The following is an 11,952-nucleotide window of genomic DNA, read 5'->3' as shown; positions in this document are numbered from 1 at the left end:
GGGCGGTCCGGGGAGGGGTCAGGCCGTGCCCGTCCACCGGCGCAGCGCGTTCTTCGCGGCGTCGTCGGGATCGCTCTCCTCGGCGGGGGGTGCCTCGTCAGTTCCCGGCCAGTCGCTGAACTCGATCGGCTCGGTCTCCTGGTCGACGGTGTCCGACGCTGCCGGCGCGGCCTCGGCGTCCTCGTCGAGGAGCCCGTCGATGAGGCCGGGGTCGTAGGCGTCGGTGTGCATCGAGGTGTCGACGGCCTCGGCCGCGCCGGCGGGGACGCGCCCGAGCGCGGCGATGGCGTCGTCGACGCTGATCGTACCGCTGCCGATCGGCGGTTCGTCGCGGACGCTCTCGTCCAGCGACTCGAGCAGCGCCACGGCATCCGCGGTCACCGTCTCGGAGGCGGAATCGTGTCCGTGGACGAGCCACTTCGCGAACTCGAGCTCGGCGTGCAGGCGGGCCCGCTCGGCGAGCATGGTGTCGGGGGAGCGGCCGGCGGCGGCGCTGTAGGCGACGACGACGTCGGATGCCGCGTCGGGAGCGCTCGCGATCCAGCGTAGGTCCTCGGCCGGGTCCCCGATGCTCAGGCCGCCCCACGTCAGCAGCCCCGAGACCGTCGGCACCCCGTCGACGTCGGTCAGGGTGAAGGCGGACGGGTCGACGCCACCCAGGGTGACGGTGGGCTCGACGTTCCAGAGCGCGTCGAGGGCGACGGCGCGGCTCCAGCGGCGGAGCAGGCCGAACGGCAGACGGCCCGTCGCCTCGGCGCGGTCGAGCAGGCGCTCGGTGTCGGTGCGGACCTGCGCCGCGGTGCGGGCGGGGAGCCCCGCGCCCTGCACGATCGAGGTCGGCAGGTCGTGGATGCCTGCGATCGCCGCCGCGAGGGCGGTCGCCACCCCGCGACCCGGCGGAACGTGCGCGGCATCGACCCGATAGCCCGGCAGGTAGGTCTGTACGCGGGCGGTGCGGGTGCCGAGGCGCGCCTGTCCGACGTGCTCGGGAGCCCGGAAAGGCATCATGGCGCGGACCCCCGCCGTGAGGGCGGCCAGCGCCGTCGTCTCTCGGACGGCCTCGGCTTCGGCCTCGTCGCTATCGGGGACACGCACCACGAGGCGAGAGCCGTCGTCGAGGTGGACGACGGCGCTGTCGAAACGCCCGCCCGCTCCCTCGGTGAGGGCGGCGGCGCCCGTGATGGCCGTGCGCACACCCGTCGCCTGCGAGAGAGCCGCCGTGGCAGCCGCGGCTAGAGTGAGAGGAGAGCGTGCCATGCCCCCCAGGGTAGGCGGGGCACGCCCCCGCGCACCGGCGCCACGCCCGCAAGAGAGGTCCTCGATGACGACGAAGGACGTCCCGCCGCCCCTGGCGCGCGCGGTCATCGACCGCGCGGCGCAGGAGCGACTCGACGACGGTCTGCTCGACCGCATCCGTACCGATGCCGACACCCGCGTTTTGCTGCTGCACGGGGACCGCGCCCCCGTCGGGAGCCCGGCGACGCTGCAGTGGGTCGCCCCCGACGCCGTCCCGGACGGAGCCGTATGGGCCTTCCTCGGCCGCGACGACGCGCACCGCCCCGTCGCCGTCGCAGCGCTCCCGGCATCCGCGGACGAGCCCGTGATCCCGGGCGTCGAGTGGGCGGGGCTCCGCGCGGTGGGCGGCGACCTCGACGCCGACGAGGCCGGACGCTTCGTGCAGGGACTGAGCATCGGGCGGTGGTTGATCGACGCGCCGTTCTGCCCCGCGTGCGGCGGAGAGACGCGCGTCGAGCAGGCCGGCTGGTCCCGACGCTGCCTGCAGTGCGGCCGGCAGCACTTCCCGCGGACGGATCCCGCCGTGATCGTGGCCGTCGCGAGCGCCGACGGCGAGCGTCTGCTGCTCGGCCGGAACGCGGCCTGGGGCGACATCCCCACCTATTCGACGTTCGCCGGGTTCGTCGAGGCCGGCGAATCGCTGGAGACGACCGTCGAGCGCGAGATCGCGGAGGAGGCCGGCGTCCGTCTCGATCGGATCGTGTACCGCGGGTCGCAGGCGTGGCCCTACCCGCGCTCGCTCATGCTCGGCTTCACCGCCCACGCCGTCGCGGATGCGGAGGCCCGCGCCGACGGCGAGGAGATCCTCGACGTCCGCTGGTTCACCCGCGACGAGATCCGCGACGCCCTCGCCGGCCGAGGGGAGATCCGCCTGCCAGGCCGTGCGTCCATCGCGCGCAGCCTCATCCTGCGGTGGGTGGGGGAGTGAGCGTCGACCCCCTCGCGGACCTGGACGAGCGGCAACGCGAAGCGGCGTCGACGCTGCGCGGGCACGTCTGCGTGCTCGCCGGCGCGGGGACCGGCAAGACGCGGGTCATCACCCACCGGATCGCCCACGGCGTCGACACCGGCGCGTACTCGCCGCAGCGCGTCATGGCCGTGACCTTCACGACGAAGGCCGCCGGTGAACTCCGTGGCCGGCTGCGCGCCCTCGGGGTCGATGGCGTGGCCGCGCGCACCTTCCACGCCGCCGCGCTCGCGCAGCTCAACTTCTTCTGGCCGCAGGTGGCGCGCGACACCGCTCCCGCGATCGTCGACAGCAAGGTGCGTCTGCTCTCGCATGCCGCCGACGGGATCGGTCTGCGGCTGGATGCCTCCACCCTCCGCGACGTCGCGTCGCAGATCGAATGGCGCAAGGTCACGATGCGCTCGATCGAGCAGTACGCGGTCGATCGCCCCGGCGGCATCCCGGGTCTGGCCCTGGACCCCCTCATCGCCCTGCAGCGCGCCTACGAGAAGCTGAAGGACGAGCGGCGTCAGCTCGACTTCGAGGACGTGCTGCTCGCGTGCGCGGGCATGATCGAGTCGGAGCCGCGGGTCGCCGCCGCCGTCCACGAGCAGTACCGGCACTTCACGGTCGACGAGTTCCAGGACGTGTCCCCGGTGCAGAACCGGCTGCTGGAGCTGTGGCTCGGCGATCGCCGCGACCTCTGCGTCGTCGGCGACGCGAGCCAGACGATCTACTCCTTCGCCGGCGCCGATCCCCGCTACCTCCTGGACTTCGCCACCCGGGACGACGACGTGACGGTCGTGCGCCTGGAGCGCAACTACCGATCGGATGCCGCGGTCCTCGCGGTCGCCAACGAGCTGATGCGCGGGCGCCCCGGGGCACTGCAGCTCTCGACCCCCGCGCCCGCCGGGCCCGCCCCCGAGGTCACCGCGTACGACGACGACGCCGCGGAGGCGGAGGGTATCGCCGCGCGGATCGCCGCGCAGCTCGCCTCCGGGGTCGACCCGCACGACGTGGCCGTCCTGTACCGGCTGAACGCGCAGTCGGCGCCGCTGCTGGCCGCGCTCTCGGCCCGCGGCATCCCCGCCACCGTCCTCGGCGGCAAGCGGTTCTGGGACCTGCCCGAGGTGCGCCAGGCCCTCCTCGCCCTGCGCGGCGCCTCCGTGGCGCCGCTGTCGGGATCGTTCCTCGCGACCGTCCGCGACGTCCTCCGGTCGCTGGGGCTGACCGACGAGGCGCCGCCGGCGGGCGGGGCGTTGCGCGACGCCTGGGAGGCGCGCGCCGCCGTGCTCCGCCTCGCCGAGGAGGCGCCCGAGGGCACAACGCTCCGCGCGTTCGCCGACGAGCTGACGGCGCGCGCCAAGGCGCAGCACGAGCCGGCGATGCGGACGGTGACCCTCGCGACGCTGCACGCCGCGAAGGGCCTCGAGTGGCCGCACGTGCACCTCATGGGCCTCAGTGAGGGGTTGCTCCCGATCTCGTACGCGACGAGTTTCGAGCAGATCGACGAGGAACGTCGCCTGACCTACGTGGGTGTCACGCGGGCCGCGCGTACGCTGTCGCTCTCGTGGGCTCGACGGTCGGGGAACCGGGAGCGTCAGCGCTCCAGATTCCTTCAGGAGATCGGCAGAGGCACGCTGCGTGAGGGCGGTGCGCGCGGGTCTCGCGCTGTCCGTCCGCCGCGGTGAGGACGACCGACCGTCCCGCGTCGCCCGTGCGCAGCAATCGGGCGGCCAGCGCCGCCGCCTCGACGAGCAGGAGCGGCTCGGTCGCGACGGACGGGCGCGCGAGCAGCTGAGCCGCGACGAGCGGCCAGCCCGCGTCGCGGTCGCGCCGGTCCGCGTGGAGGCACGCGATGCAGGCCGTCCGGCCCGGCACGACGAGCGGGCCGACGACGACACGGTCGCCGGCGAGTTCGATCGGCAGGTGCGGGGTGTCCTCCGCCGTGAGGCGCGCCGCGCGGTGCGGATCGATCAGCTGGGCGGCGACGACCACGACCGGACCCGGCCCGGGCGGCAGCGACCACCGCTCGCACGCGTCGATCTCCAGGCCCGCGGCCGCGAGGCCCGCCACGAGGGTCGTCTCGTCGTCGTGGCCGAGGTCGGCGGGCAGCTCGATGCGGATCGGCGGGACCGGCGCGGCGTCGGCGACCAGGGCGTCCTGGATGCGGCTGAGAAAGGCGTTCGCCTCATCCGGACCCGCGCCCAGTTCCCGCGCGAGCGGCACGAGGCGACCGTCCGGGATGCCGTCGACCAGCGCGTCGAGCAGACGTTCCTGCCAGGGCTGCAGGCCCGTGAGCGGGCGCTCGTCGTCGATGCCGAGTTGCACGCTGGTGGGGGTGCGCCACAGCGGCCGGTGGGAGGGGGCGAGACGCAGCATGCCGCGATTCTGGCCGGGATGCCGTCGCCGTCGGGTGTGCCCTCCACAGACCCGTCGTGCCGAGGGCGCGGGCGGGGGCTGTGGAGGAGGCGCGGGTCAGACGGGGCGCGGCCCGGTGGGACCGTCGTCCCCGCCCGCGGCGTCGCCCGTGGTCGGGTCGTCCTGTCCGCCGGCCTCTTCGTCGAGCAGCGCCTCGAGCGCGTCGTCGAACGCGTCGCGCTCGGGCTCCTCGCCCCGCTGACGCGCCTGCAGTCGCGCGATGAGTCCCGCCGGTTCGTCGATGTCCTCGGCCGTGGGCATCAGGTCGGGGTAGTCCCAGAGACCGTCGCGAGCAGCGGAGCCGACGGCATCCGTCACGGCGCGCCACATGGCCGCGGCCTCCCGGAGACGTCGCGGACGGAGCTCGAGGCCGACGAGCGACGCCATCGCCTGCTCGGCAGGACCTCCGACGGCCCGGCGACGGCGGACCGCCTCGGCGATGCGGTCGGCGGAGGGCACGCGGGTGGTCGCGTCCGCCGTGACGACGTCGACCCAGCCTTCGATGGTCGCGAGCAGGTTCTCGAGCCGGGTCAGGGCCGCGACCTGCGCCTCGGAGCGCTGCGGCAGCAGGGCGCCGCTCTCGATCGCGGCCTTCAGCTCGTCGGGGGAGGACGGGTCGAACCGTGACGCGAGGTCCTCGAGCGCGTCGGTGTCGACGTGGACGCCGCGCGCGAAGTCGGTCACCTGCGAGATGACGTGCAGGCGCAGCCACTTCGCGTGACGGAACAGGCGTGCGTGGGCGAGCTCGCGGGTGGCGAGGACGAGGGCGAGCTGGTCCTCCTCGATCTCGAGGTCGCGTCCGAAGTCGGCGAAGTTCTGCGGCAGGATCGCGGCCTCGCCGGTGGGCATGAGCGGGATGCCGACATCGCCGCCGCTGACCACCTCGAGCGAGAGCTTGCCGATCACCGCGCCCAGCTGGCCGGCGAACAGCGCCCCGCCGACGCGGCGCATCAGGCGGCCGGCGCCCTCGATGGCCGGACGCATCTCCTCCGGGGTCTGCGACTCGAGCGCCGCCATGAGGGCGTCGCTGATCGAGGTCGCCACCGGCTCGGCGAGTTCCTGCCACACGGGGAGCGTCGCCTCGACCCACTGCCCGCGGGTGATCGGGCGGGGCGTCTGGGCCAGCTCGCCGATCGTCGTCGCCTCGCTGAGCCAGAGCGAGGCCAGCGCGAAGGCCTGGTCGAATTCGGTGCGCGCCCCCGCCGTGATCCCGAGTCCGTCGCGGTTGGCGATGTGGAGCGCCTGCGTCTTCGCCGCCGACCAGTCCACGCCGTCGCCTCCCGCCATCGCCGCCTGCAACTGGCGCATGATGCTCTGCATCATCGCCGGGTCGATCCCCATCCCCGACAGCTGCCGCAGCTGGTCGGGGTCGATCCCGCCCTGACCGCCCAGCATCCGGCGGAGCATCTCGGCGAGGTCGTCGTCGCCGGGCAGATCGTCGCCGGTCCGGTCTGCGTCATCGGTCATGTCAGGCGCCTTTCAGCAGGGGGGAGACGTCTCGTTCTACGCTAATGGCAGGTTTTCTCCGCCCGGTCCGAGCGGGAGACATCCCGTGTACGCCGGCCGCGAACGAGCGCCGGAGGAAGGACCCGCGTGTCGCTTTTCGAGGACGCCACCGCCACCCCGTCGCGCTCCACCGACCCGCGGCGCTCCAGCGGGTCACGTCGCTTCTCCGTGGGCGTCTGGGCGCTCGTGATCGCGTTGGTGGCGCTCCTGGTGCTGAGCTTCCTCCCGACCGGGTTCGTCATCCAGCGCCAGGGACCCGTCGTCAACACCCTCGGTTCGGCCGAGAACACCGACGGTGAGGAGGTCCCGCTCATCTCCGTCCGCGGCGCGGAGACCTATCCGACGGCCGGTGCCCTCGACCTCACCACCGTGCAGATCGCCGGCAACCGCGAACGCACCCCGTCGTGGTTCGAGCTGGCGATGGCGTGGTTCGACCCGTCCCAGGCGGTCCTGCCGATCGACCAGGTGTTCCCCGCCGGGACGACCACCGAGCAGCGCAACGAGGAGAACGCCGCCCTGATGGTCGACTCGCAGAAGGAGGCGACGGCGGCGGCGCTCACGCAGCTCGGCTACGAGGTCCGCTCGCACGTCGGCGTCGGCGCCCTCACGGAGGGCTCGCCCTCGATCGGGATCCTCGAGGTCGGCGACGAGATCGTGAGCGCCGACGGGACCCCGATCGGCGACACGGCGCAGCTCCGGTCCGTCATCAACGACGGCGGGGGCGACCCGGTCGAGCTCGTCATCCGTCGCGGTGACGCCGAGCGCACGGTCTCGGTCACCCCGGTGCGCAGCGAGACGGCGGACGGCCCGGTCTGGATCATCGGGATCACGACGGCCCGCGACTTCGACTTCCCGATCGACGTGACGATCCAGCTCGACCGCATCGGCGGTCCGAGCGCCGGTCAGATGTTCGCCCTCGGGATCATCGACACCCTGACCCCCGGCGAGCTCAACGGCGGCGAGCAGGTCGCCGGCACCGGCACGATCGACTCGGCCGGCACGATCGGTCCGATCGGCGGCATCCGTCAGAAGCTCTACGGAGCGCTGGATGCCGGTGCGGACTACTTCCTCGCCCCGCAGCGCAACTGCGACGAGGTCGTCGGGCACATCCCGGGTGACCTGCGCGTCATCCCGGTCGCGACCCTGGACGACTCGCTCGCCGCCCTCGACGCCATCCGCACGGGGGAGGGCGTCGACGACCTGCCCGTGTGCACGGTCGGCTGAGCGCGGCATCCCGCCCCTGCGATTCCGCCCAGAGCGCACCGCGCCCCGGCCGCGCGCCCGATGACCCCCGCCTAGGATGAAAGGGTGACCTCGACACCTGCCGGGCCTGCCACGTCCACCCCTCCGAATCCCGTTCGTCGCACGATCGCCATCACCGTCGGCGTGCTCGTCGTCCTGGTGATCGCGTTCTTCGCGTTCGCGGGCCTGTACACCGACTGGCAGTGGTACCGGCAACTCGGTTTCGACGGCGTCCTGGTGACGCAGTGGACCGCCCGCGTGGTCATGTTCCTCGTCGGCTTCGCCGCGATGGCGCTGCCGGTGTTCGCGGCCATCCAGCTCGCCTACCGTCTCCGTCCGGTCTACGCGCGACTCAGCTCGCAGCTCGACCACTACCAGGAGGTCGTCGAACCGCTGCGACGCCTGGCGATGTGGGGCATCCCGGTCTTCTTCGGCTTCTTCGCCGGGTTCGCGGCCTCCGCGCAGTGGGAGACGGTCTGGCTCTGGGCGAACGGCGTTTCCACCGGCCAGAAGGACCCGCAGTTCGGTCTGGACACCGGGTTCTACCTGTTCCAGATGCCGTTCTACAGCGTCGTCCTCGGGTTCGCCTCGGCCGTCCTGCTCATCTGCCTGCTCGTCACCGTCGTCGTCTCCTACCTCTACGGATCGGTGCGCGTCGGCCAGCGCGAGCTGCGCATCTCGAAGGCCGCCCGCATCCAGCTGGCCATCGTCGCGGCGCTCTACCTCGCCGTGCAGGCCGTGAGCCTGTGGCTCGACCAGTACAAGACCCTCACGACGCAGGGCGAGCGCTTCACCGGCGCGAGCTACGTCGACGTCAACGCGGTCATCCCGGGACTTGCGATCCTCTCCGTCGCCGCCGCCATCGTCGCGGCGCTGTTCATCGTCACCGCGATCATCGGCCGCTGGCGCTTCCCGCTCATCGGCACCGCGCTCCTGATCGTCTCCTCGCTCGTGGTGGGCGTCGCCTACCCGTGGGCGGTGAGCCAGTTCCAGGTGGCGCCGAACCTAGAGACCTACGAAGCGCCCTACGTGGAGCGGAACCTCGAGGCGACGAAGTTCGCCTACGGCATCGATGGGCTCGAGAAGACCCCGTACGAGGCGGTCACGACCGCCGAACAGGGGCAGCTCCGCGCGGACGCCGACACCACGGCGTCGATCCGTATCATGGACCCCGCCATCATCGGTCCGACGGTGCGCCAGCTCGAGCAGTACCGCTCGTACTACCAGTTCCAGAACCCGCTCGACGTCGACCGGTACGAGATCGACGGCAAGACGCAGGATGCCGTCGTCTCGGTGCGCGAGCTCAACCTCGACCAGCTGGGCACCGCGCAGTCCTGGTACAACAACACCCTCGTCTACACGCACGGCTACGGTGTCGTCGCGGCCAAGGGCAACGAGCGCACGGACGACGGCAACCCCGTCTTCCTCGAGCGCGGCATCCCGACCGCGGGCGACCTCACGCAGAACGAGGAGTACGAACCGCGCATCTACTTCGGCGAGTCGTCGCCGCCGTACTCGATCGTCGGAGCCCCCGAGGGCAGCGACCCCGTCGAGCTGGACTACCCCCGCGGTGAGGACGGCGCCGACCAGACCCGTACGACGTTCGCGGGCGACGGCGGCCCGAACATCGGCAACCCCTTCAACCGGTTGCTGTACGCGCTGAAGTTCCAGTCGACCGACATCCTCTTCTCCGACGGCATCAACGAGAAGTCGCAGATCCTCTACGACCGCAACCCGCGCGATCGCGTGCAGAAGGTGGCGCCGTACCTCGAGCTCGACAGCGACCCCTACCCGAGCGTCGTCGACGGTCGTGTCGTGTGGATCATCGACGGCTACACCCTCAGCAACAACTACCCGTACTCCTCGATCGTGAGCCTGCGGGATGCGATCTCGGACACGACCAACACGCAGCCGCGCGTCGCGCTCGACGACGTCAACTACATCCGCAACTCGGTGAAGGCGACCGTCGACGCCTACGACGGTTCGGTGACGCTGTACGCGTGGGACGACCAGGACCCGCTGCTGAAGGCGTGGCAGAAGATCTACCCGTCGACGCTGAAGCCGGTGAGCGAGATGTCCGGCGACCTCATGAGCCACGTGCGCTACCCGACGGACCTGTTCAAGGTGCAGCGAGCCATGCTCGGGACCTACCACGTTGACGACGCGCAGTCCTTCATCCGTCGCGACAACGCCTGGCGCACGCCGCAGGACCCGGTGACGCCGGCGAACCTGCAGCCGCCGTACTACCTGACGATGCAGATGCCGGGGCAGGACAAGCCCTCGTTCTCGATGTTCACCTCGTTCATCCCGGCATCCGTCGGCGACGACGAGCGCAACGTGCTGCTCGGCTACCTCGCGGTCGACTCGAACGCGGGATCCGAGGCCGGCAAGAAGGGCGAGGACTACGGCACGCTCCGCATGCTTGAGATCGGGGCGGACGTGTCCGTTCCCGGTCCCGGACAGGTGCAGAACGAGTTCCGCTCGAACGCGAGCGTCGCCCGCGAGGTCAACCTGCTGCAGCAGGGCCAGTCGGACGTCCTGAACGGCAACCTGCTGACCCTGCCCGTCGGCGGCGGCCTGCTGTACGTGCAGCCGGTCTTCGTGCAGGCCTCCAGCGGAACGCAGTTGCCGCAGCTGCGGAAGATCCTGGTCTCCTTCGGCAAGCAGGTCGCCTTCGAGGACACCCTCCAGCAGGCACTCGACAAGCTCTTCGGCGGCGACTCCGGCGCGACCGCGGGCGACGACGGGACGACCCCGACTCCGTCGGCGACACCCGGCGCGCCCCCGTCGCCGGAGCCGACGGACGGCACCTCCACGCCGCCGGCCGGTGTCGGCGACGAGACCGCCCGCCTGCTGCAGGAGGCGCGCGAGGTCATGCTCGCCCGCGACGACGCGATGCAGAAGGGCGACTGGGCCGCCTACGGCGAGCAGGACGAGCGGCTCACCAACATCATCGACCGGCTCATCCAGCTCGACGGGGAGTGACCCCGACCGACCGGGTGGTGGCGGCTCAGCGCACGAGCAGCCACCACCAGATCAGCAGCAGCGTGACGAGGAACCCGGCGATCTGGTTCAGCCACAGGAAGCGGTCCCAGCCGCGGGTGGCGGCTGCGGCATCCGCGTCACGGATCGACCGGTACGGCCAGACCGTGACGAGATACGGGATGGCGACGATCGCGGCCAGCGGTCCCGGCCATTCCGTGGCGAGCATGAGCGCGCCGGCGGCCGCGTAGGCGACGAGCGAGAACCGCACGGTCCACGCGGCGCCGCGCGCCGTGGCGATCGAGGAGATCGCCGCCTCGCGGTCGGCGACGACGTCCTGCACGGCGCCGAACGCGTGCGACGCCACGCCCCAGAGGGCGAACGCGACGATCACGAGGACGAGCTGCGGCGTCCACATCGCGTCGGTGAGGACGAGCGCGTACACCGCGGGCGAGAAGAAGTGGATGCTGCTGGTGATCGAGTCGGCGAACGGCCGCTCCTTCAGCCGGAGCGGCGGCGCGCTGTAGAAGACGACCGCGAGCAGGCTCAGGCCGAGGACGAGCCAGGATGCCGGGGTCCCCGCGATCACGAGGGCGATGACGAACGGGGCGCAGAGCAGCACGGACGCCCAGAGGACGGCGGGGTGCAGCCGCTTGTCGAGGATGGCTCCGTGCGCGCCGCCCTTGCGGGGGTTGCGGAGGTCGGACTCGTAGTCGAACACGTCGTTGATGCCGTACATCGCAACGTTGTACGGGATCAGGAAGAAGATCGTCCCGATCACCAGCACGAGGTCGATCTCGCGTGCGCTGAGCAGGTACGCCGCGGCGAACGGGTACGCCGTGTTGATCCAGCTCACCGGTCGTGAGGAGACGAACAGCTGACGGACGAACAGCGCCGGGCTCATGCGGCATCCCGCTGCGAACGAAGGCGGGGCGCGGGAAGGAGTGCACCGATCGCGGGCAGCAGGAACGCCGCGCAGATCGGATAGGCGAAGTCTTCGATCGGTGCGAGGCCGATGCGGATGCCGCTGATGTGCTGCTCGGGATAGGTGAACAGGTCGGCCGCGATCATCAGGTTGTCGAACACCGCGGTGAAGGCGATGAGGACGAGCGCGGTCCAGAGGGAGGCCTTCAGGCGCGCCGCAGCACCCGGGCGCCGCGCGGAGACGAGGGTCACGACGACGGTGACGAGCGCGAACGGGACGACGAGGAGCGGATACGTCACGCCGCCTCCCGCCCGGCACGTCGCCGCGCGGCGACACGCAGGGCGATCGCGTGCACTACGAGCGTCAGGTGGCACAGGAAGGCGAGGAAGACCGGTTCCTCGAGCGGGAGGTGCGGGGCGAGGTCCACGCCGAGCAGCAGCGGGCTGTCGCCGCGGACGAAGATGCCGCTCGCGATGCCCGCGAGGTCCCAGACGAGCAGGAAGACCGTGCCGCACGCGATGAGCAGCAGCGTCCTCCCGGGGGCGGCACCGAGGGCGAGGCGATGCCGGAGGTCGACGGCGAGCACCCCGAGCGCCGAGACGATCAGGGCGAGGAGGTACAGTCCCGCCACCGC

General features: G+C 71.9%; 9 protein-coding genes. 4 read left to right on the top strand and 5 right to left on the bottom strand.

The window, feature by feature from the left end; translation table 11 throughout:
* Positions 1 to 18 precede the first annotated feature (18 nt).
* Positions 19 to 1,257 (bottom strand): phosphotransferase, encoded by a 1,239-nt coding sequence (locus Q9S36_RS03440; RefSeq protein WP_311283944.1) that lies wholly within the window; start codon positions 1,255 to 1,257, stop codon positions 19 to 21.
* Between the two features lie 64 nt (positions 1,258 to 1,321).
* Here Q9S36_RS03440 and nudC point away from each other — a divergent pair, with 64 nt between their 5' ends.
* Positions 1,322 to 2,224, top strand: coding sequence for an NAD(+) diphosphatase (gene nudC / locus Q9S36_RS03435; RefSeq protein WP_311283943.1), 903 nt, complete (start codon positions 1,322 to 1,324; stop codon positions 2,222 to 2,224).
* Positions 2,221 to 3,933, top strand: a complete 1,713-nt coding sequence (locus tag Q9S36_RS03430; protein WP_311283942.1) for an ATP-dependent helicase — start codon at positions 2,221 to 2,223, stop codon at positions 3,931 to 3,933. Before nudC ends, Q9S36_RS03430 begins: the two co-directional genes overlap by 4 nt.
* A gap of 787 nt (positions 3,934 to 4,720) precedes the next feature.
* Here Q9S36_RS03430 and Q9S36_RS03425 read toward each other — a convergent pair.
* A complete protein-coding gene (locus Q9S36_RS03425) occupies positions 4,721 to 6,130 on the bottom strand; it encodes a zinc-dependent metalloprotease (RefSeq protein WP_311283941.1) in 1,410 nt (469 codons plus the stop codon).
* 126 nt (positions 6,131 to 6,256) lie between these two features.
* Between Q9S36_RS03425 and Q9S36_RS03420 the strand changes: the two genes are divergently transcribed.
* On the top strand, positions 6,257 to 7,393 hold the full coding sequence (locus tag Q9S36_RS03420; protein WP_311283940.1) for a S16 family serine protease: 1,137 nt from the start codon (positions 6,257 to 6,259) through the stop codon (positions 7,391 to 7,393).
* An 84-nt stretch (positions 7,394 to 7,477) separates the two neighbouring features.
* Positions 7,478 to 10,396, top strand: coding sequence for a UPF0182 family protein (locus tag Q9S36_RS03415; protein ID WP_311283939.1), 2,919 nt, complete (start codon positions 7,478 to 7,480; stop codon positions 10,394 to 10,396).
* A 25-nt stretch (positions 10,397 to 10,421) separates the two neighbouring features.
* Here Q9S36_RS03415 and Q9S36_RS03410 read toward each other — a convergent pair whose 3' ends face one another.
* Genes Q9S36_RS03410 through Q9S36_RS03400 form a run of 3 tightly spaced genes read right to left on the bottom strand, consistent with a single transcriptional unit; the run spans position 10,422 to position 11,949 of the window.
* Complete coding sequence (locus Q9S36_RS03410; RefSeq protein WP_311283938.1) at positions 10,422 to 11,297, bottom strand: prenyltransferase; 876 nt, start codon at positions 11,295 to 11,297, stop codon at positions 10,422 to 10,424.
* Positions 11,294 to 11,617, bottom strand: a complete 324-nt coding sequence (locus Q9S36_RS03405) for a lycopene cyclase domain-containing protein (protein ID WP_253034177.1) — start codon at positions 11,615 to 11,617, stop codon at positions 11,294 to 11,296. Before Q9S36_RS03405 ends, Q9S36_RS03410 begins: the two co-directional genes overlap by 4 nt.
* On the bottom strand, positions 11,614 to 11,949 hold the full coding sequence (locus Q9S36_RS03400; protein ID WP_311283937.1) for a lycopene cyclase domain-containing protein: 336 nt from the start codon (positions 11,947 to 11,949) through the stop codon (positions 11,614 to 11,616). The genes Q9S36_RS03405 and Q9S36_RS03400 overlap by 4 nt, the downstream gene beginning before the upstream one ends.
* Positions 11,950 to 11,952: the final 3 nt, after the last annotated feature.

It is taken from the genome of Microbacterium sp. ARD31 (assembly GCF_031844425.1).
This window is presented reverse-complemented; position numbering and strand designations above follow the sequence as displayed.